This is a genomic window from Pedobacter sp. WC2501 (genome assembly GCF_052682415.1).
This window is the reverse complement of record NZ_JBQZFI010000001.1, coordinates 4,173,582-4,195,205: the sequence shown is the minus strand read 5'-3', so window position 1 is coordinate 4,195,205 and position 21,624 is coordinate 4,173,582. Positions and strand designations below refer to the sequence as shown.

At 38.0% G+C, this 21,624-nt stretch carries 20 protein-coding genes; 9 read left to right on the top strand and 11 right to left on the bottom strand.

Translation table 11 applies throughout. The features are described from left to right. Positions 1 to 116: 116 nt before the first annotated feature. On the bottom strand, positions 117 to 1,208 hold the full coding sequence (mnmA, locus tag ACUN24_RS17705) for a tRNA 2-thiouridine(34) synthase MnmA (protein ID WP_121284999.1): 1,092 nt from the start codon (positions 1,206 to 1,208) through the stop codon (positions 117 to 119). 552 nt (positions 1,209 to 1,760) lie between these two features. Here mnmA and ACUN24_RS17700 point away from each other — a divergent pair. The 5 genes from ACUN24_RS17700 (at position 1,761) to arsB (ending at position 6,909) form a co-directional block, all read left to right on the top strand. After that, positions 1,761 to 4,046 carry a GH92 family glycosyl hydrolase gene (locus ACUN24_RS17700; RefSeq protein WP_445563703.1) on the top strand — a complete coding sequence of 762 codons (2,286 nt, stop codon included), beginning with the start codon at positions 1,761 to 1,763 and terminating at the stop codon, positions 4,044 to 4,046. A 379-nt stretch (positions 4,047 to 4,425) separates the two neighbouring features. Further along, on the top strand, positions 4,426 to 4,755 hold the full coding sequence (locus ACUN24_RS17695) for an ArsR/SmtB family transcription factor (RefSeq protein ID WP_445563702.1): 330 nt from the start codon (positions 4,426 to 4,428) through the stop codon (positions 4,753 to 4,755). A 37-nt stretch (positions 4,756 to 4,792) separates the two neighbouring features. Further along, positions 4,793 to 5,359 carry a DUF6428 family protein gene (locus ACUN24_RS17690; protein ID WP_445563701.1) on the top strand — a complete coding sequence of 189 codons (567 nt, stop codon included), beginning with the start codon at positions 4,793 to 4,795 and terminating at the stop codon, positions 5,357 to 5,359. Between the two features lie 19 nt (positions 5,360 to 5,378). Next, positions 5,379 to 5,798 (top strand): arsenate reductase ArsC, encoded by a 420-nt coding sequence (locus tag ACUN24_RS17685; protein ID WP_445565146.1) that lies wholly within the window; start codon positions 5,379 to 5,381, stop codon positions 5,796 to 5,798. A gap of 1 nt (position 5,799) precedes the next feature. Then, the gene (gene arsB / locus ACUN24_RS17680; protein WP_445563700.1) at positions 5,800 to 6,909 is read left to right on the top strand and encodes an ACR3 family arsenite efflux transporter; all 1,110 of its coding nucleotides are present in this window, start codon (positions 5,800 to 5,802) and stop codon (positions 6,907 to 6,909) included. A 78-nt stretch (positions 6,910 to 6,987) separates the two neighbouring features. On the opposite strand, the gene ACUN24_RS17675 is transcribed toward arsB, so the two are convergent. The 3 genes from ACUN24_RS17675 to ACUN24_RS17665 form a co-directional block, all read right to left on the bottom strand. Continuing rightward, positions 6,988 to 7,839 (bottom strand): SDR family oxidoreductase, encoded by an 852-nt coding sequence (locus ACUN24_RS17675; RefSeq protein ID WP_445563699.1) that lies wholly within the window; start codon positions 7,837 to 7,839, stop codon positions 6,988 to 6,990. A 190-nt stretch (positions 7,840 to 8,029) separates the two neighbouring features. After that, positions 8,030 to 8,863, bottom strand: coding sequence for an SDR family NAD(P)-dependent oxidoreductase (locus tag ACUN24_RS17670; protein ID WP_445563698.1), 834 nt, complete (start codon positions 8,861 to 8,863; stop codon positions 8,030 to 8,032). Positions 8,864 to 8,951: 88 nt separating this feature from the next. Continuing rightward, entirely contained in the window at positions 8,952 to 9,863 is a 912-nt protein-coding gene (locus ACUN24_RS17665; RefSeq protein ID WP_445563697.1) for a helix-turn-helix domain-containing protein, read from the bottom strand. A gap of 161 nt (positions 9,864 to 10,024) precedes the next feature. On the opposite strand from ACUN24_RS17665, the gene ACUN24_RS17660 reads away from it, so the two are divergent. The 3 genes from ACUN24_RS17660 (at position 10,025) to fabF (ending at position 13,052) form a co-directional block, all read left to right on the top strand. Next, the gene (locus ACUN24_RS17660) at positions 10,025 to 10,612 is read left to right on the top strand and encodes a TetR/AcrR family transcriptional regulator (protein ID WP_445563696.1); all 588 of its coding nucleotides are present in this window, start codon (positions 10,025 to 10,027) and stop codon (positions 10,610 to 10,612) included. Between the two features lie 201 nt (positions 10,613 to 10,813). Beyond that, entirely contained in the window at positions 10,814 to 11,584 is a 771-nt protein-coding gene (locus ACUN24_RS17655) for an SDR family oxidoreductase (RefSeq protein WP_445563695.1), read from the top strand. Between the two features lie 217 nt (positions 11,585 to 11,801). After that, positions 11,802 to 13,052: a beta-ketoacyl-ACP synthase II gene (gene fabF, locus ACUN24_RS17650; RefSeq protein WP_445563694.1), complete on the top strand. Its 1,251-nt coding sequence runs from the start codon at positions 11,802 to 11,804 to the stop codon at positions 13,050 to 13,052. Positions 13,053 to 13,625: 573 nt separating this feature from the next. Here the strand turns inward: fabF and ACUN24_RS17645 are convergent. The 3 genes from ACUN24_RS17645 to ACUN24_RS17635 form a co-directional block, all read right to left on the bottom strand. Further along, a complete protein-coding gene (locus ACUN24_RS17645; protein WP_445563693.1) occupies positions 13,626 to 14,276 on the bottom strand; it encodes a YceH family protein in 651 nt (216 codons plus the stop codon). Between the two features lie 280 nt (positions 14,277 to 14,556). After that, complete coding sequence (locus tag ACUN24_RS17640) at positions 14,557 to 16,443, bottom strand: OmpA family protein (RefSeq protein ID WP_445563692.1); 1,887 nt, start codon at positions 16,441 to 16,443, stop codon at positions 14,557 to 14,559. 37 nt (positions 16,444 to 16,480) lie between these two features. Beyond that, positions 16,481 to 17,104, bottom strand: a complete 624-nt coding sequence (locus ACUN24_RS17635) for a 7-carboxy-7-deazaguanine synthase QueE (RefSeq protein WP_445563691.1) — start codon at positions 17,102 to 17,104, stop codon at positions 16,481 to 16,483. A gap of 107 nt (positions 17,105 to 17,211) precedes the next feature. Here ACUN24_RS17635 and ACUN24_RS17630 point away from each other — a divergent pair, with 107 nt between their 5' ends. Then, entirely contained in the window at positions 17,212 to 17,547 is a 336-nt protein-coding gene (locus ACUN24_RS17630) for a Rieske (2Fe-2S) protein (protein WP_445563690.1), read from the top strand. A 99-nt stretch (positions 17,548 to 17,646) separates the two neighbouring features. Here the strand turns inward: ACUN24_RS17630 and ACUN24_RS17625 are convergent, their stop codons facing one another. From ACUN24_RS17625 to lepA, 4 genes are all read right to left on the bottom strand, one after another. After that, positions 17,647 to 18,066: a PIN domain-containing protein gene (locus tag ACUN24_RS17625; RefSeq protein WP_121284763.1), complete on the bottom strand. Its 420-nt coding sequence runs from the start codon at positions 18,064 to 18,066 to the stop codon at positions 17,647 to 17,649. Between the two features lie 3 nt (positions 18,067 to 18,069). Beyond that, complete coding sequence (locus ACUN24_RS17620) at positions 18,070 to 18,330, bottom strand: DUF6364 family protein (RefSeq protein WP_445563689.1); 261 nt, start codon at positions 18,328 to 18,330, stop codon at positions 18,070 to 18,072. A gap of 127 nt (positions 18,331 to 18,457) precedes the next feature. Next, entirely contained in the window at positions 18,458 to 19,339 is an 882-nt protein-coding gene (locus ACUN24_RS17615; RefSeq protein WP_445563688.1) for a bifunctional 5,10-methylenetetrahydrofolate dehydrogenase/5,10-methenyltetrahydrofolate cyclohydrolase, read from the bottom strand. A gap of 129 nt (positions 19,340 to 19,468) precedes the next feature. Then, positions 19,469 to 21,256 (bottom strand): translation elongation factor 4, encoded by a 1,788-nt coding sequence (gene lepA / locus ACUN24_RS17610; RefSeq protein ID WP_132397529.1) that lies wholly within the window; start codon positions 21,254 to 21,256, stop codon positions 19,469 to 19,471. Positions 21,257 to 21,624 lie beyond the last annotated feature (368 nt).

Genomic DNA, 21,624 nt, shown 5'->3' with positions numbered 1-21,624 from the left:
GCGGAATGGAGAGATCTATCTAGACAGATTTCTCCATTCCGCTCGAAATGACGACCGCTTAGATCTAGAGTCGCCGCCTATTATATTAATGCTCAATAAGAAGAATTGACAATCTATTAAACCAAAAACCCACCACCCAGTAAATCATTTCCTTCGTAAAATACAGCCGATTGACCAGGGGCAATTGCTGAAACATTATGATCAAAAACTACACGCATTTTATCTTTTTCCTGAACAATTGTACTTAACATACCTGCATCTTTGTAACGGATTTTAGTAATTACATCATTCATTGGTTCTTCAATGCTTGCATATTTTATCAGGTTAATGTTACGTACCATAGCTTCGCGGCGTTCAAGTTCCTCAGCTTTACCCAAAACTACGGTATTGCTCTCAGGCAGAATTTGCGTCACAAACATGGGCTCACCAAAGGCAACGCCTAAACCTTTACGTTGACCAATGGTATAAAAAGGATAACCCTTATGTTGCCCAACAACCATTCCATTACTTAAAATAAAATTTCCACCGGCTACTCTGTCTTCTAAATCCTCTACTTTATGTTTTAGGAAAGCCCTATAATCGTTATCCGGAACGAAACAGATTTCGTAACTCTCCGATTTTTTAGCCAGTTCCTCTTGCCCCATATCTAAAGCCATCTGTCTGATATCAGATTTTGCAAAGCTGCCCAATGGGAATTTGGTTCGTGAGAGGTTTTCTTGCGAAACACCCCACAGTACATAAGATTGATCCTTATTTTCGTCTTTTCCTTTCGAAATTACATAACGGCCGCTGTCTTGCTGACGGATATTGGCATAATGCCCGGTTGCAATAAATTCGCAATCCAGCTTATTGGCACGTTTTAAAAGCGCTTCCCACTTAATATGTGTATTGCATAATACACATGGGTTTGGCGTTCTTCCGGCAAGGTATTCATCAACAAAATTATCGATTACATAATCGCCGAATTCGTCCCTGATATCGAGGATATAATGCGGAAAACCATAGTTTACGGCAAGTGTACGGGCATCGTTAATGCTGTCTAATGAGCAACAGCCAGTTTCCTTACTGCTCCCACCAGAAGTAGCATAATCCCAGGTCTTCATAGTTAAGCCAATAACCTCATAACCCTGCTCGTGCAACATTACAGCCGCTACCGAACTATCAACCCCGCCACTCATGGCAACCAGAATTCTACCGTGTTTACTCATCTTAAAAATATTGGATGCAAAAATAAGGTTTATTTAGCTGAAATTATTTAAAGGAAGTCAGTTACTTGTAAAAAGCAGCGACTAAATTACTTGCCTTTATCTCCTTAAGGTGGCTAAGGTGGTCAACGTTACTTTGAAAATGAGCGGTTCAGTGTTAATAGCTGTTCGTAGCCCCGCTATCGCTGCAAGTTCTCTCCCGATGAAAAATCGGGATGTGGGCTTTACGCTTATATCAGGTTTATTTAACAGAATCTGTATTCCATAGCAGAGAAAAAGCTTTTTTAGTAAACTATTTGGCCTAAAAACAAAAGAAGTCAAGTTTAAAATAGCGTGGTGCATATAAAAATTGACTTCTTTTTCTCCAAAACTCGCAGGTTATAAAAGCCTGTGTGGTTTAAAGCAATAATAAATGGTATGTTCAATAATCTAAAATGTATTTTTTGTTTTACTTAAACGTTTTAGTTGTGTGAATTATGCATATTTGAAGATAAATTAATACCTTAGAATTTTCAATAAAAATTCAATAAAAAAACAAGCTAAATTTTAAAAGATATGATTAAAAAAGTTATCCTGCCTTGTCTTTTGCTTTCAGCCATGATGGCATCGGCACAGCAGAACCTGGTGCAGTATGTCAAGCCCATTATTGGTACATCTAAAATGGGGCATACCTATCCTGGTGCAACAGTTCCATTTGGCTCGGTTCAGCTAAGCCCCGAGACAGATACTTTATCCTACGAAGTAAACGGAAAATACAATGGCGATGTATATAAATACTGTGCAGGTTATAAATATGAGGATAAAACCATTACCGGCTTTAGTCATACGCATTTTAGTGGTACCGGCCACTCAGATTTAGGTGACTTTCTGATTATGCCTACTCAGGGTAAATTACAATTGAATCCAGGTACAGCATCAGATCCAAAAGGTGGTTACCGTTCTGCATTTTCTCATGCCAATGAGGTTGCAGAGGCAGGTTATTACAAAGTTAAATTGGACGATGATAACATTACCGCCGAATTAACCTCAACCACAAGGGTAGGAATGCATCAATATACTTTTCCTAAATCGGATCAATCGCATATTATTTTGGACCTGATGGCTGGTATTTACAATTACGAAGAAAAAACAGTGTGGACTTACGTTCGTGTTGTGAATGATACACTAATTACCGGTTACCGTCAAACCAATGGGTGGGCGAGAACCAGAACAGTTTATTTTGCAATGAGTTTTTCTAAACCTTTTAAAAGCTATGGACGTAAAAGTTACGATGCTAAACAGGCTTATAGAGGTTTTTGGGGAAAGTTTAACCAGGAACAGAACTTCCCTGAAATTGCAGGCAAGAAGTTAAAAATGTTCTTTGATTTCGATACCCAGGAAGGGGAGAAGATCAAGATTAAATTTGCTTTATCTCCGGTTAGTCAGGAAAATGCCTTGCAGAATATGCGTGCAGAGATTGCAGGCTGGGATTTCGAAAAAGTAAAAACACAGGCACAAGCTACCTGGAATAAAGAATTGAATAAAATACAGGTAACAACTTCTAACGATAATAAAATCAACTTTTACACCGCCTTATATCATGCTTTTATCAATCCAACAACATATACCGATATTAACGGAGAATACAAAGGTTTAGATCAAGGGGTGCATAAAGCTGATGGTTTTACCAATTACACTACATTCTCACTTTGGGATACTTACCGCGCCCTGCATCCATTCTTTAATATTATGCAACCAAGCCGAAGTAATGACATGGTGAAATCGATGATGGCGCATTACGATCAAAGTAGTTTGCACATGTTGCCGATCTGGTCGCATTATGCCAACGATAACTGGTGTATGAGCGGTTACCACAGTGTTTCTGTAATATCTGATGCGATTATTAAGGGCACCTACAATGGCGACGCGAACAAAGCATTGGATGCCTGCATTGCAACAGCAAAACACCGCGACTATGAAGGAATTGGCTATTATATGGATAAAGGTTATATCCCTGCAGAAAAATCGGGTATTTCTGTTTCCAATAACTTAGAATATTCTTACGATGATTGGTCGATTGCGCAACTGGCTAAGAAATTAAACCGTATGGATGTTTACGACGAATTTATCAAACGCGCTAACAACTGGAAAAACAACTACGATAGTGCTTCTGGTTTCATGCGCCCTAAATTGGCAGATGGCTCTTTTAAAAAGGAGTTTGATCCAAAAGATACCGAAGGGCAAGGTTTTATTGAAGGTAATAGCTGGAATTACAGTTTCTTTGTTCCCCAAGATCCGGCTTCGCTGATTGAAATGATGGGCGGTAAAAAGAAATTTGCAACTCGTTTAGATACTTTGTTTACGATGCATTTACCCGACGAGTTTTTTGCGCATACTGAAGATATTACCCGCGAAGGTATTATTGGCGGATATGTGCATGGTAATGAGCCCGCGCACCATATCGCTTACATTTACAACTGGACCGACCAGCCATGGAAAACACAGGCACAGATCCGCCACATCCTAAACATGCAGTACAAACCTACTGCTGATGGTTTGGGTGGAAATGACGATTGTGGACAAATGAGCGCCTGGTATATGTTCTCTTCGTTAGGATTTTATCCGGTAGCACCAGGTTCTGATGTATATTCATTGGGTAGTCCGTTGGTTAATAAAGCTGTAGTTAACTTAGAGAACGGTAAAACATTTACTGTTGAAGCTATCAAACAAAGCGATAAAACTGTTTATGTAGAAAAAGTTTTATTAAACGGCAAAGAAATTACCGATCATAAAATCAGACATGCAGATATCACCAACGGTGGAAAGCTTACTTTTTACATGAGCGCAAAACCGAAGAAATAGGCGATACATCACTTTAGTATTGAACCGTTGACTAATTTTTGGTCAACGGTTTTTTGTTTACCCTTCGAATGTCGTCCTTTCGAGCGGAGTGCAACGTAGTCGAGAACCCGAAGGCTCTGCGAAGCAAAATCTATCTCGAGATAGATCTCTCCATTCCACTGCGTTTCAGTCGAGATGACGATACTTTTTGTTAAATTCTCTGCATTTATAACGGAGTGAAAGGCAAGGGCCATTGTCGCCCAAATTTCCGTGTTTTTCCTTGCCTCCGTGGCAAAAAAAACACACCAACTCTTTCTCTAAATAATCTGTTTTGAAAACCTATAATTAAAAATAAATTTTTATATCTAATTTATCTATCGTAATATTGCGATGTAAAATTATGGGACTTACCAAAACAGAAATCTTTACTGAAGAACAAAACCAGATGGCAGCGTTATTAAAAGCGCTGGCACATCCTGCGCGGATTGCGATTCTTCAGCGCATCCTTAAATCGAATACCTGTATTTGTGGTGATTTAGTTGAAGAACTTGGCTTAGCTCAGGCAACTATTTCTCAGCATTTAAAAGAACTTAAAAATGCAGGTATTATACAGGGAACCATTGAAGGAGTGAGCATTTGTTATTGCATTGAACCTAAAACCTGGAAGTTATTACAAACACAGCTGGGTGATTTCTTTGCGTCATATAAAGGCGAACAAAACTGCTGTTAAAATTTTTTATCTAAATCAATCGTTAAATTGCAATATTATGATCAATACATCTTCGACAACATGGAGCATCTTTAAGGCCCAACTTCAACAACATCCAGAATTGCTATTCCAGTTTCAATATGCTCCGGGTAAATGGGTGAATGCCAATTATCACATCACCGAAATTAAACAGGCACCGATTGTTTCGGTAGATTGTGGAGGAGTGATGAACGCCTGGACTGAAATTATTATACAGTTATGGGAACCCACCGAAGAAGAAGAGGGTAGGGCGATGCAGGTTAAAAAAGCATTGTCAATTATCGAACTGGTAGAAAGTAAACTGCAGCTAAACCCCAATGGAATTGTGAAAATTGAATTCGGCAATTCTGCGTTCGATACCAGGCAGATGTTTCCAGGTGAATTTAAAATTGACGGCGAGAACCTGATTTTGGATCTAACACCTGATGCTACCCAATGTAAAGCAATTAACCGTGGCGGAAGTTGTGGCACTACTGCAGCAGGTGAAGAATGTTGTGCACCTGCTCAGCCTTTAAAAAGAAAAATCGAGTTGGTTAACCTCGCTGCTGATCAAAATAGTTGTACACCAGGCAGCGGTTGTTGTTAAGAATTTAAATTTTAAAATGATGAAAAATGTATTGGTGCTTTGCACCGGAAATAGTTGCAGAAGTCAACAGGCAGAAGGATATTTAAAATATTTCGCTAAAAACAAAGCTAAAATCTACAGCGCGGGTATCGAAGTTCATGGCGTTAACCCAAGGGCGATAAAAGTAATGGCTGAAGATGGAATCGATATTTCAGGTCAAACCTCTAACAATATTGAGGAGTATTTTGATGTGCCTTTCGATTATGTGATTACTGTTTGCGACCACGCTAAAGAAAGCTGCCCATATTTCCCGACGCAGGCAATAAAACTACACCATAACTTTCCCGATCCTGCAAAAGCGGTAGGTAGTGATGAGGAAATTATGGTCGAATTTAGAAGCACGAGAGATCTGGTAAAGGCTTACATGGAAGATTTTGTAAACAAAAACTTAAAAGGCTAATATGTCAGTAAACGTTTGTGCATCGGCAGCTCAAAGAAAACAACTAGGCTTCTTAGATCGTTATTTAACACTCTGGATTTTTTTAGCCATGCTTTTAGGTGTATCGTTGGGCTATTTATTTCCTTCATCTGCGGTCTTGATCAATTCATTTTCGAGCGGGAGTACAAATATTCCTTTAGCCATCGGATTGATCCTGATGATGTATCCTCCTTTAGCAAAAGTTAAATATCAGAATTTAGGTGAAGTATTTAAAAACGTAAAAATATTAAGCACATCGCTCGTTTTAAACTGGATAATCGGACCAATCCTGATGTTTTTCCTGGCGATTATCTTTTTACATGGTTATCCTGAATACATGGTCGGCTTAATTATGATCGGTTTGGCGCGATGCATTGCCATGGTGGTGGTTTGGAATGAGCTTGCCGATGGGAATCGCGAATACGCTGCAGGTTTAATCGCACTGAACAGTATTTTCCAGGTATTGCTTTATAGTGTATTCGCCTATTTCTTTATTACCATTTTGCCTCCTTTATTCGGTTTAAAAGGCTTGGCCGTATCAATTTCTATTATAGAGATTGCAAAAAGTGTGGGTATTTACCTGGGCATTCCATTTTTAATGGGCATTTTAAGTCAAAAAATACTGATTAAATGGAAAGGTGAAGAATGGTTCCGCTTAACTTTTATTCCAATGATTTCGCCGGTAACTTTAATTGCCCTGCTATTTACAATTGTGGTAATGTTTAGTTTAAAAGGAGAATTAATTGTGCAGATCCCAATGGATGTGCTGCGAATTGCCCTGCCGTTGGTTATTTATTTCGTGGTAATGTTTGTGATCAGCTTCTTTGCTGGTAAATATTTTGGTGCAGATTATAGAAAAAGTACCGCTATTGCATTTACGGCTACAGGCAATAATTTTGAGCTGGCAATTGCTGTGGCCATTGGTGTATTTGGAATTCATTCTGGACAGGCATTTGCCGGTGTAATCGGTCCATTAGTTGAAGTACCAGCATTAATTGCATTGGTTAACGTGGCGAAGTGGTTTAGGAGGAGATATTTTGAAGGGCAAAATCAAGTAGAAAAATCGTCATTGCGAGGCACGAAGCAATCTTAAAGCTCACGCGACTAGCGATCGTTGTAAGATTGCTTCGTCGGCTGAAAAGCCTTCTCGCAATGACGATTGATTTAGATATTAAGCTCCAACCTCATCAAAATTGGTAGCTGTCGCCAGATATTTCCAATTCGCCATATCTCTTTGTACATCTGCAATTTTTGCATCAGCTACCTGATAAGCATCAGGGCCTAAGAATAAATGAAGCGGTGGGTTTTCACTTTTTGCAGCTTCAATAATCACCTCAACTGCTTTGGCCGGATCGCCTGGCTGTTGGTTATTGATGTCGTTTTGATGTGCCGCTTGCGAGTCGCGCACCTCTTTATAGGCATCAATCGGTGAGCTTGGCACTGCTAATGATCCTTCTGTAAGAAATGCTGTTCTGAAATAACCAGGCTCTACCACTGTTGCTTTGATGCCTAGTGATTTTACTTCAGCCGCTAATGACTCTGTAAAGCCAACTACTGCAAATTTTGTGGCACAGTAGATTCCGAAGCCTGGGAAATTCCCAGAGAATCCACCGATAGAGGAAATATTGAAAATATGACCCGATTGTTGCTTCCGCAATTGAGGAAGCACTTTCCTGATTACATTTAACGAACCAAAAACATTCACATCAAAATTCTGACGCGATTCTTTGTCGCTCAATTCTTCCAATGCACCAAGCATTCCATAGCCAGCATTGTTTACCACCACATCTACCTGACCAAATTTACTGATCGTTTGACTCACTGCAGTCTCTACACTTTCTTCATTGATTAAATCAACGCTTAAAGGTAAAAAGTTTTCGTGTTCTCCAACCGCTTTGATTAAATCGTTTAAATTTCTTGAAGTTGCAGCAACATTAATGCCATTGTTTAATAATGTTTTTACTAAGGTTAATCCCAGACCTTTGGACGCGCCTGTTACAAACCAAACTTTTTGATTTTCCATGATATTTTTTTTTAGAATGAAATGAATTGATAAGGCGTATCATAAAATAACACTGTCATCCTGAGCCTGTCGAAGGACATCCCATAACATTTTTTAAGGCGTTTCGACAGGCTCAACGTGACAAATTCTAGTGAAATTAGGTTTATGATACAACCTCTTTTTTGATTGCTAAATCGCCATTAGCTCATAATTAATTGTCAAAATCCGTCGAAATCGTGATGGCTTTCCAGTCTTTGAACTCTTTTGTTAAAGTCTCTATCTTCGTGTTTGCCCTTTGAAAAGCATCATTTCCCAATAGTAAATGTACCGGTGGATTAGGCATACTGGCCAGCGAGATCATGGCTGCAGCTGCTTTTTCCGGATCTCCAACCTGTTGGCCATCCATTTTTAAATATTTGGAATGGATTGCCCTTACTTCTTCATATTCAGCAATGGGATTGGCAGCCAACATCAACGAATCAGCAGTTAAGAAACTGGTTCTAAATGCGCCCGGAGCAACCACGGTTACTTTTATGCCAAATTCTTTAAGGTCTTCGGCCGATACTTCTGATAATGCAATCACAGCTGATTTTGCTGCTGCATATACTGCCCAGCCGGTTGCGCCAGCAATACCTGCAATTGATGCAATGTTAATGATATGCCCCGAACGTTGTGCCCTTAAATAAGGTGAAGCTTTTCTGATTACATTTAGCGTTCCGAAAACATTTACATCAAAACTGTTGCGCGTTTCTGAATCACTCAATTCTTCAATACTGCCCCCAATGCCATAACCTGCATTATTGATCACAACATCTATTCTTTCGAATTTTGCGATGGTAGCCTGTATCGCTTCCTCAACACTTTTTTCATCGGCCAGGTTGACGGCCAGTGGAAGAAATTTTCCACCGTTATTATTTACTGCTTTTTTAAGTTCATCAATATTTCTTGAGGTGGCCGCAACTGATTGGCCAGCTTTTAAGAGTTGGTGAACTAAACTTAATCCTAAGCCCTTTGAAGCTCCGGTAATAAACCAAACTTTTTTCATGCCCATAGTTTTATCCTTTTTGTTAAGACAAAATTACGGCGCAGATGGATTCACTTTATTACGTTAATCAAACTTATGATTACGAAATTCAAACAATCCGATAAGAAGTAGGGGTATGGTTGGTCAGTTTTTTAAAAAAGTTGTTAAAATGAGTAGGTTCCTCAAACCCCAGGCAATAACCTATTTCTGATATATTCCAGTCCGTATGCTTCAGTAAAGCCTTTGCTTCACTCAATAAACGCTCTGTAATATAGTTTGTGGTGGTTTTACCAGTAGTTTCTTTAATGGCCCGGTTTAAATGGTTTACATGTACCGAAAGTTGTGAGGCATAATCTTTGGCCGAGCGCATGGTAAGCCTTTGCGTGGTAGTTTCAATTGGAAACTGGCGTTCCAGTAGTTCCGTAAAAACGGAAGTAATCCTGGTGTTGGCGTCGGTATGTTTGAATAAACTTTCTGATGGCTGGGTTTTTAGCGCAAAGTGGGTAATTTCAGTAATGTAATTCCTAAGGAGATCGTATTTATACACATAATCAGTGTTGATTTCATCAAACATTTTACCGAAGATAGCCTCTATCTGTTTATCCTGCTGCTCATTTAAAAAATATGCAGGTTTCCCCCCAGGCGTAAACATGGGCAGATCACCAATGTTTCCACGGATCTTTTCCTTAAAAAAAGCTTCTGTGAAAATACAGAAATAACCCGTTACTTCACTTTTATTGCCAGTGGCGAGTTCCCAGGTATAAGGTACCAACGGATTAAAAAAAATGAGTGCAGTGCCATTAATTTCGATACTCTTATCAGCATAATGGTATACATTATGACCACGGGTAAGACAGATCTTATAATAATCCCTTCGGTTATAACTCATCGGTTTTGAATCGTCCCTTAAACAATCTTCCAGTTTAAAAACGTTAAAGTGTCCAACGCCGTTTTGTAAATTATCGGGAAGAAAACTAAATTTATTCTGATAAAAGTCTTCGATGCTTTCTGGTTTGTTCATAAATCAAAGTTACAAAATTCAAACGTAAAACAAATAATGCACTTTTTCTTTGGCATACATTAATTGATAATAGCTTCATGCGAAAAGGAGATTCTGGTGATAAAACAATTTGGAATTAATATACCGATTGGTATATATTTGCATCGTCAATTCAGAACAATATGACCAAAGCAGAAAAAACGAGAAATTTTATTGTAGAGAAAACCGCACCGATTTTTAATATGAAAGGTTATGCAGGTACTTCTCTAAATGATATCACTGCTGCTACAGGCTTAACTAAGGGGAGCATTTATGGCAACTTCGCCAATAAGGATGAAGTGGCCTTAGCAGCTTTTGATTATAACCTGAAAAATGTATCATCAACGATAGACGTTGAAATGAATAGGAAAAGTAGCATAAAGGATAAGCTTTTAGTATACATTAGTATTTATCAAAAATTTATGGATGGCTCACTATCAGAAGGAGGTTGCCCGGTCTTGAATACTGCAATTGATGCTGACGATACCCACCCCGAATTACGTGGAAGAGTGTTAAAAGCTGTTTTAGATTGGAAAAACAAAATTGCCAAACTGGTTGAAGCCGGCATTGCCAGTAAAGAGATCAATCCAGATCAAAATCCTGAACAGATTGCTTTAACCATTATCGCAATGGTAGAAGGAGGCATCATGATTTCGAAGCTGACCTCAAAAATGGAATATTGGAACCTCATTATGGGGTCACTAAAAAAATATGTTGAAAGCCTCGGCTAAAAATTTTTAACTAAAAATATACCGATTGGTATTTTATTAAATAAATAACCAAAATAATAACTTGGGAATATCCCATTAGAGGAGCAAAGGAAGCGCTACAGATGAATGGTGTTGATTATCTGAAGCCATGAGCAGTTATAAATTTCCGCTGACTCATGCCCTGAGTACTTGTTTAATCTTAAAATTTTAAAAAATATAAAAATGAAAACTTCACAAAATACCGTTTTATTGATCGGCGGAACAGCTGGCATCGGTTTAGAAATCGCAAAACAATTAACTGCTTTGGATAACCATGTAATTATTACCGGCAGAAACCAGGAAAGGCTTGATGCAGCTGCAGCATCGCTACAAAATGTAACCACCATTCTTTCTGATGTGAGCAAAGCTGAAGATGTGGATCAATTGGTGGCTCGAATCAAAGCAGAATTTCCCCAATTGAACATCGTGATCAATAACGCTGGAAGAGCGTCGCTTTATAATTTGGCCGATCCAAACCAGGATGCTTTTGCCAACGCAGAGGATGAAATGTTAACCAATTACCTGTCTATCATCAGGATTAACCAAAAGTTATTACCGATACTAAAACAGCAAGAAACTTCAGCTATTGTAAACGTTTCATCTATCGTAGCTTACGTTCCAGGGATTACTTTACCCACTTATGCGGCCAGTAAAGCAGCATTACATTCTTACAGCACTTCGTTAAGATTAAGTTTAGAAGAAACAACTGTTAAAGTTTTTGAATTGATGCCACCATTGGTTGATACCGAATTTTCGAAAGAAATTGGTGGACATAACGGAATTAAACCTTCGGTTGTAGCCGATGAGCTTTTGGCCGCTTTAGCTAGTGATGAATTTGAAATCAGGGTAGGTGATACGGCTAAAATTTATGAACTGTTCAGGCAGTCGCCAGTTGATGCTTTAAATGTGATGAATACAGATAGAAAAGCCTGGATCGATTCTGTTGAGCAATAAAATAATATAGCAGGAAAGCAAAAGAAATTGTTGTTTCCATTTAGATGACGCTTTTGAGTATAGGAATTGTTACTTTCGCGCCATTAAGTGTAAATCCTGTATTTACTCAATCTTAATGAAACGATAGGGTCTTTGTAGCTATTCCTGCTATATTAAAATACCTTTTGGATAGTTAATGTTGATTTTTATCCAGGGGAATTGACTAAAAAACAATAAAATGAAAAGAGTAGTAGTAACAGGTTTAGGTGCGATAACCCCGCTTGGCAATACTGTTGAGCAATTTTGGCAACAAATATTAGCTGGAAAAAGTGGCATTGGCCCAATTACAAAATTTGATTCGAGTAAATTTAAAACGAAATTTGCAGGTGAAGTAAAGGATTTTAATCCTGAAGAATACCTGGAGAAAAAAGAGATTAAAAAGTACGACCTTTTTACGCAATATGCTATCGGCTCGAGTGATCAGGCGATAAAAGATGCCGGATTGAATTTTAGTACCATGAATGATGGGCAATTGGCAGAAGTTGGGGTAATCTGGGCAACTGGAAACGGTGGTATCGGTACTTTTGAATCACAGTTGGAAGAATTCCATGCCGGAGATGGAACACCGAGGTTTAATCCTTATTTTATCCCGAAAATGATCGTTGATATTGCTGCCGGAGCCATTTCTATCCGTCATAAATTACGTGGCCCCAATTATTGTACCGTATCGGCTTGTGCATCGTCTAATACCGCCATTATTAATGCTTTTGATACCATTCGTTTGGCCAAAGCAAACATCATGATTGCCGGCGGTTCGGAAGCAGCCTTAACTAAATCATCAGTGGGCGGATTTAACGCCGCCCAGGCGCTATCAAAAAATAACGACGATCCTCAGGGGGCTTCTAAACCTTTTGATAAAGATAGAGATGGTTTTGTGATGAGTGAAGGCGCAGGTGCTTTGGTTTTAGAAGAGCTGCAACACGCTTTACAGCGTGGTGCACATATTTATGCCGAGATTGTTGGTGGCGGAATGGCAGCTGATGCGTATCATTTAACAGGAACACCTCCAGATGGAATCGGTGCGGCCCTGGGTATGACTAAAGCTTTGAAAGATGCCGGAATTACTGCCGATAAAATCGATTATATTAATGCACACGCTACTTCAACCGGATTGGGTGATTTAAGTGAGCTTCAGGCAATTAATACTGTATTTAATGGTTTACCAGTGGTGATTGGCGCAACAAAATCGATGACAGGTCATTTACTTGGTGCCGCAGGAGCGGTAGAAAGTGTAATCAGTATTTTATCGATCAGAGATAATATCGTGCCGCCTACGATTAATACTAAAAATCTGGATGAAAATATTCCAAAAGGACTGAATTTCGTGTTAGGAGAAAGTATTAAAAAAGAGATCAACTACGTTTTAAATAACACTTTTGGTTTCGGCGGTCACACCGCGAGTACTATTTTTAAAAAGTACAAGGCTTAATTGATTTTATTATTCCCAGCTTAATTAGGGATTTTATTAAGTGTTTGGTTAATCGCCAGGCACTTTTTTTATGGATGTAGTTTTAATACGGCCATCATCTCTGGAGTTGCCACCTCACAAATTCCACTTCCCTGTCATTCTGAACGTAGTGAAGAATCTTTTAGTAATAGAAAGTTTTCTGGCAGTGCTTTTCCAAAGTTGCTACAAAGAAATGCAGAGATTCTTCGTTACACTACTATAGACAGAATCCATTAATACGGTCGTCATTCCTGCGCATGCGGGAATCTTAAAGCGCTTGCATCACGATTTATACTGGTCTTAGCGTCTCGCTAAGACATTAGTTTTCTAATAGTTTTTGCCACGGAAACACAGAAGCACGGAAACTTAATTTGCAAGGGTCTTCGACCATACTCAAAAACCTACTTATCTATCAACAAATTAACCAACTCTTTTAATTCTTCAATTTCCAGTTCTAACTATACTAGTCTTAGCGTCTCGCTAAGACATTGGTTTTTTAATAGTTTTTACCACGGAAAGTTAATTTGCAAGGGTCTTCGACCATACTCAGAAAACCTACTTATCCATCAATAAATTTACCAGTTCTTTTAATTCTTCAATTTCCAGTTCTAATTTTTCTATTCTGTTTTCCAGTTCTGTAGGATCAAACTGCGATGAAGCCATAGTTTCAGTTTCCATTTCGGTAGTGGTTTCAGCTTGTTCACCTAAAAGATGAATGAAACGTGCTTCCTTTTGTCCCTGTTTTTTAGGCAATTGTTTTACAAATGCAGGCTCGTCATCTGATAATTTTTGAAGTTGTTCTAAAACCTCTTCTATGCTCTCAAATTCATATAATCTTCCTGAGTTACTATTGATTTCGCCTGGTGTTAATGGACCACGTAAAAGTAACAGACAGATAATAGCTAGTTCCGAAGGTAATAAAGGATAAACAATGGCTAAATTATGTTTGTATTTAGTTGCGCGGCTTGAACCACCTGTAGCAGTGGATATTAAACCTTTTATCTTAAGTTGGTTTAGCGTTAAAGTTATGGTCTCCTCATCGTAATTTACCACAGGATTTCTCGAACTTTTTTGGTTACATGCAGCTGTTAAACTATTTAAAGTCATTGGGTAATAATCGGGTGTAGTACGGCTTTTTTCTATTAAAGAGCCTAAAACACGTTGTTCTTCTGCTGATAAGTCGGGTAGTGGTTTTACATTGTCCATGTTATAAAAGTATAAATTGGATGAACATTTTGAAAATTATTTTGTTAATGATTTGTTTCCAGGGAGTTACAAAAATATTAGACAATAGAAAAGATGTAATTGCAGCAAATCAAGCCAGAAATAAACTTTTAACCGGATACTAACCAGAAATTTGGATACTTAAAAGGGAAAAAATTAGATTTACGCTATAGATTTCTGTATGCTTAATTTATTTCAGGACTATGATTACTTGGAGGAGGGTTCTTAAACAAGTCAAGGATAATGACGAACACAAGAAAAATTAAACCTTCGTAATCACAAACGACGTTCTACGGTTATTTTTTCTCCCCATTTCAGTTTTATTATCAGCGATCGGTTTACTTGTCCCAAAGCCCTTAAAAGTAAGCCTTTTTGCATCTATACTGTTTTTAATCAGGTATTCGTAAACGGCATTCGCCCTATTAAAAGATAACTTTTCATTCAATTTATCATCACCAACATTATCGGTATGCCCCTGAATTTCAATCTGTACTTTTTCATTTTGATGCAAAAAATCAATAAGCAGATCCAATTCACGGATAGAAGCGGGTAAAAGATTAAATTTATTGGTATCGAAGAAAATGTTTCTTAAGGTTACATTACCGCCCTGTTTTATTTTTTCAATGTAAACTTCAATCTGGTAAGGTTTGTTGATATCACCAGCTTTGAGCTCAAAGTTTTCAGAATAAAACATGTAGCCTTCGGCATTTACATTAAACAAATAATTACTTCCAACAGGCATTACAGCTAAAAATTGTCCGGTTTCCGGATCGGTATAATCATCGAAAACAGTTTTATTGGTTTTTAGATCTACGACCTGAACGTTGCTTTCAATCGTTTTTTTAGTGTCCAGGTCCCGCACAATTCCCTTCACATAAGATACCTTTAGCGGCTTAGCTATTTCAGGCATGCCAAAACTGTAAATATCCTGCATGCCATAACCACCTTTTAAGGTTGATGAAAATAATCCTGAATTGCCATTAGCACTCACTACCAAACCGCTTTCATCTTCGAAAGAGTTGATTGGATAACCGATATTAATTGGCTTTTGCCACTTGCCTTCATTATCCATTCTGCTATAATAAATATCTTTATTCCCGAAACCCGGCCAACCATCTGAAGAAAAATACAACGTTTTACCATCTACGTGCAGAAAAGGCGTATTCTCATCGAAAGCTGTATTAATTTCTGGACCAAGATTAATCGCAGGCCCCCATTTGGCATCATCGGTAATGGTACTTTTCCAGATATCGTAACCACCATACCCGCCAGGCCGGTTACTAATAAAATATAAAGTCCTTCCATCGGGGCTAATGGCAGGTTGTGATTCCCAGAATTCAGAATTAACGGGCTGACCAACATTATAAGGCTCACCCCAATCTTTCCCCTCACGGTGAGAAACATAAATATCACACCTGCCTAAACCATCTGGTCGGTTGCATCCTGTAAAAAACAGGTATTTCCCATCAGGCGAAATGGTTTGGGCACCTTCATTGTACTTAGCCGTATTAATCTTGCTTGACAATGGAGTAGCAGTATTCCATGAATTATTTTTGAACTGAGAAGTCCAGAAGTCTTCATTTCCATTAACCTGGCGGGTAAAAATTAGCGTTTCGCCATCAGCAGTTATTGCAGGAAAGTATTCTGCATCGGTTGTATTTACACTTTCACCTAAATTTGTCGGGCTATATTTTACCGGTTTCTTTATTGCAATAGCAGCAAAATCGCAATCTAAAAGGTATTTTTTTGCTCTTCTCGCTTGATCAGATGAAGAATTTTGCATCGAAAAATCACTAAAATGCTGTTTTGCTTTTAAATAATCCTGCGTAGCAAATTCTGTCTCTGCGAGGTTATAAATTACTTCAGGAGCTACTGCTTTATTAATTAATATCGCTTTTTCGTAAGCCGTTCTGGCCTCTTGGTATTTTTTTTGCACTTTGTAGACCCCAGCAAGCAGTATATAAGCATTTTGAAATAAAGGATCAGCTTCAACAGCACTTTTTAAAGCCTGTTCTGCAGAGGTATAATCTTGCTTTTGAATAAACGGATTTGCTTTTTCGAAAAAGTTTTGTGCTTTTTTATTGCCCGAAACCTGAGCAAACGCATTAACACTGAATAGGCTCAAGAATAAGAATAGACAAAACCTCATACATTAACATTGGTTATTAAAGCTAATGTAAACTAATTTAAGGAATATTTAAAAACTTGTGTGTTTGCAAAGAAATCTCCCATTTAGGATTAGCCATTACATACTCAATAATTAATGGAGTAATTTCTGTTGACTTAGACCATTCTGGCTGAAGATATAATTTGCAGGTAGGAGATACCATTGCGGCATATTCTTCTGCCCATTTAAAATCACTTTTATTAAAAACGATAACCTTCAATTCGTGTGCAAATGGTGTAATATCTGGCCTTGGTGCTTTAAATTTCTTTGGCGACAAACAAATCCAATCCCAATTTCCGGAAAGTGGGTAGGCACCAGACGTTTCGATAAAGGTAAGGATACCTCTTTCTTTTAATTTGTTGGTTAAATAATCAAGATTATAAATTAAGGGTTCACCACCGGTAATTACAACAGCTTTACCCGGAAATTTATCGGCATTCTCTACAATTACATCAGCTAGGGTAAGTGGATGCATTTCGGCGTCCCAGCTTTCCTTAACATCGCACCAGTGGCAACCCACGTCGCAGCCTCCTAAACGGATGAAATAAGCTGCTTTACCAGTATTAAATCCTTCGCCCTGTATAGTATAAAATTCTTCCATTAAAGGAAGTAATGTGCCGTCTTCTGGTATTTCTTGTTTCATTTTTGAGGATGCAAATATCCTAAAAAAATATGGTGATGCTGTTCCTCTTTTGAAATTTAATAGAAAGATGAAACAATAGTGATATTTATTTGCATTATTTTAGCAAAATGAAGTGGTTTAAGGCGCTAAATAAGAATCAAATTCCTCAACCTGATACAATTAAAACAATTGAGGTTGCAGGAAAACAGATCTGTCTGATCAACAATGAAGATGAAATCATTGCTACCCAATCTCATTGTCCACATGCTGGTGGCCATTTTAGTGGTGGCTGGTGTAAAAACGGAAACCTGGTTTGCCCAATCCATCGATATGAATATAGTTTAACTACAGGCAGGGGAGCCGAAGGACAGGGTGACTATATCAATATCTATCAAACAGAGTTACGTCAAGATGGTCTCTATATCGGTTTTGAAGAAAGCTGGTGGAGTAAACTTTGGAGATGATCTACTCTCGTCATGCTGAATTTATTTCAACACCTCTTTAATTAAGCCCTGAAATAAATCCTATAGCTATCAGATCAGAGTGCCGAGTCTATTATAAAATCAATTTAGCAAATATCTTTTAAAAAATTCCTGACAGTTCAAAATTTCAATTTCTGAGAAATAAAAATCTTCAATATCTTCTGTGATAATACATTTACAATTGACAGATTTGGCAGCGTAATATTCTAAACCATCTTCAAAATCGTGAATTGATTTATTCGACAAGGTATCCAAAACACTTTTTGATGAATTTCCTGCAATCTTAATATGTTGGCAAAGCAAATCGATTTTCTGTTTGGCCAAATGTGATTTATGTTTTTTTTCAGCAAAATAAAATGCTATAGCTAAACAAAGTGGAGAAGTATAAATTTCAAAATTTGGATGCGATGCTAAACTTAAAATTCTCGACGAGTAGGTATAAAGAGGATATTCCTTATTCAATACAGAAACAAGAACATTCGCATCTAAAAATATCTCCATCGATTACTTTTTAGAAGAAAAGAATTCATCTTTTGAAACTTTACGTGTTGATTTTGGCGTTTTTTTATATTCTACTTCACCCTCAGCAACCATGCTCACCCAATCCGAAATGGGAAAGTCTTCTAAAGATTTGTATTCTTTAGCAGTTACCTGGGTTAAGAGGTGCTCTACCAGGCGAGAAAGACTGATGTTGTTTTCAGCAGCGTATTTTTTTGCCCTATCAACTACGTTTTGGTTAAAGCTTAATGTTAGTTTAGCATCCATTGTCTTGTTGTTTTATAAAACAAATATACAAAATACACGTACAATTTAAAAATAGTATACGTAAAAAAAGCAGCTCAAATGTATGAACCGCTTTTGTCTTAGACCTTCTGTCTTTAACCCCTTAGCCTTAAGAATATATTTCTTTCCTAGCTGATGCCAGTGTGTTTTTCAATAAACCAACAATCGTCATTAAGCCTACACCACCAGGAACAGGCGTAATGTAAGAGGCTTTAGGTGCTACGTTTTCAAAATCTACATCACCATATAACTTAAAACCAGATTTGGTTTCAGTAGAAGTTTCCCTATTGATACCTACGTCAATAATAATTGCGCCAGGTTTTACCATATCGGCAGTAACAAAATTCTTTTTGCCAATTGCGGCAATCACAATATCTGCTTGTAAGACCTGCTCTTTTAAATCTTTAGTACGTGAATGGGTAAGTGTTACCGTACAGTTGCCTGGATTTGCGTTACGAGCCATTAAAATGCTCATTGGGCTACCCACAATGTTACTACGGCCAACAACAACACAGTGCATTCCTGTCGTGTCGATACCATACTCTTGCAACATCAATAAAATACCATAAGGAGTTGCCGGAATAAAACAAGGTAGGTTACGCATCATCCTGCCCAAATTTACAGGATGGAAACCATCTACATCTTTACGATAATCAATCTTTTCAGTTACTTTTTCCGGATCAATATGTTTAGGTAAAGGCAATTGAACAATTAATCCGTCCACATCATCATCCTGATTAATTTCTTCAATTTTTGCTAATAATTCTGCTTCAGTTACCGAATTATCATATCTATGTAGTGATGATTTAAAACCAACTTTCTCGCAGTTTTTCATCTTACTGGCCACATAGGTTTCGCTGCCGCCATCGTTACCAACTAAAATGGCAACCAAGTGTGGCTTGCGACCGTTTTTATTTAAAAATTCAGCGGCTTCTTCCGCAATTTGAACTTTAACTTTTTCTGATACGTATTTACCGTCTAATAATTTCATTTTAAAAGTATCGGGTAGTGAGTACCAAGTATCAAGACTAAATGGTCTACTTGATTGCTCTTTATAATTTTAACTATTATTTAAATTTGCGAGAATCTTGATACCTGATACTTGTATCTTGATTCTATTTTAATCCAATTTCAAAACTGCCATAAATGCTGTCTGTGGAATTTCTACGTTCCCCACCTGACGCATGCGTTTTTTACCTTTTTTCTGTTTTTCCAATAACTTCCGTTTACGGGAAATATCACCACCATAACATTTAGCCGTTACATCTTTACGTAAGGCACTTAGTGTTTCGCGGGCAATAACCTTGGCACCAATTGATGCCTGTATTTTAATTTCGAATTGTTGACGAGGGATTAATTCTCTTAATTTCTCGCAGATTTTCTTTCCGAAATCGTAAGCATTGCTTCTATGGATTAACGAAGATAAAGCATCCACAGGTTCATCGTTTAACAATAAATCTAATCGCACTAAATCAGATTTACGGTAACCAATCTGGTGATAATCAAACGAAGCGTATCCTTTAGAAAGTGTTTTTAACCTGTCATAAAAGTCGAATACGATTTCGGCCATTGGCATTTCGAAAACCAACTCAACCCTGTCTGATGTTAAATATGATTGATTAATAATCGCTCCTCGTTTTTGGATACAAAGCGACATTATCGGACCAACAAAATCAGACTTGGTAATAATATTTGCTTTGATGTAAGGTTCTTCAACCGAATCCAGTTTACTTGGATCTGGCAAATCAGATGGATTATTTACGATAAACTCATCACCTTTTGTAGTGTGTGCAATGTACGATACGTTGGGAACCGTTGTAATTACCGTCATATCGAACTCACGCTCTAAACGCTCCTGGATAATCTCCATGTGCAACATCCCTAAGAAACCGCAACGGAAACCAAAACCAAGTGCCGCAGAACTTTCCGGCTCGAAAACGATAGAAGCATCGTTCAGCTGCAACTTATGCATTGCCTCACGTAATTCTTCAAACTCATCAGTATCTACAGGGTAAATCCCTGCAAAAACCATTGGTTTAACCTCTTCGAAACCTTGAATGGCATCTAACGACGGCCTGGCCACAGTTGTAATCGTATCACCAACTTTTACCTCTCTGGCTTCTTTAATGCCAGAAATAATGTAACCCACATCGCCGGTTTTAACCACGCTACGAGGTGCCATATCCAGCTTCAAAATACCAACCTCATCAGCCAGGTATTCTTTGCCCGTATTAATAAATTTTACCTTATCTCCCTTTTTAATCTCACCATTTACCACTTTGTAATAAGCGATAATCCCTCTAAAAGAATTAAAAACGGAGTCGAAAATTAAGGCTTGTAAGGGCGCTTCAGGGTCGCCAACAGGAGCAGGAACGCGGTCTACGATGGCCTGAATTATATCAGGAATCCCTAAACCTGTTTTACCAGACGCAGGAATAATATCTTCACGTTTGCAGCCAATTAAATCAATAATCTGGTCTTTAACTTCCTCAGGCATAGCCCCGGGTAAATCCATTTTATTTAAAATCGGAATAATTTCAAGGTCGTGCTCTAAAGCCAGGTATAAATTGGAAATAGTCTGTGCCTGAATCCCTTGCGAAGCATCTACAATTAGTAATGCACCTTCACAGGCTGCTATAGAACGTGAAACCTCGTACGAGAAATCTACGTGTCCAGGTGTATCGATCAGGTTAAAATTGTATTCAATATCACCGACCTTATAGTTCATTTGTATGGCATGACTTTTAATCGTTATGCCTCTCTCACGCTCTAAATCCATGTTGTCGAGCAATTGCGCCTGCGCTTCACGCTGCGAAATCGTCGCTGTATATTCTAATAACCTATCGGCCAGGGTGCTCTTACCGTGGTCGATATGTGCTATAATGCAAAAATTACGTATATGCTTCATCTTTGCGCAAAGATATGTTTTTTAAGGTAATTTTTAATCTAGAAAATATCTGCTTCAAGCACTTTGATTTGAAAAGCAAATGCAGTGGCTTTTCGGTTACAGTAGTCCTGCTCATATCTTTACCTTTATAATAAAAATAATCAGAAGAGGGAGAAAAACTTGTAGTCCCGCAAGGCACAAAAATTAACCGATGCCGTTGTGAAAGGATAACCCTCCCTTTTTTTATTTCTTAAAGTTTGAACAGTACCTATTGACCATTTCGCTGTATTTGGATCATCTATATCATGAGCAAAAACTAAGAGATTATTGATTATTTCAATCTAAATAAAAAAGGTATGATCAACTTAAAGTATTCTATCGGAATTGAT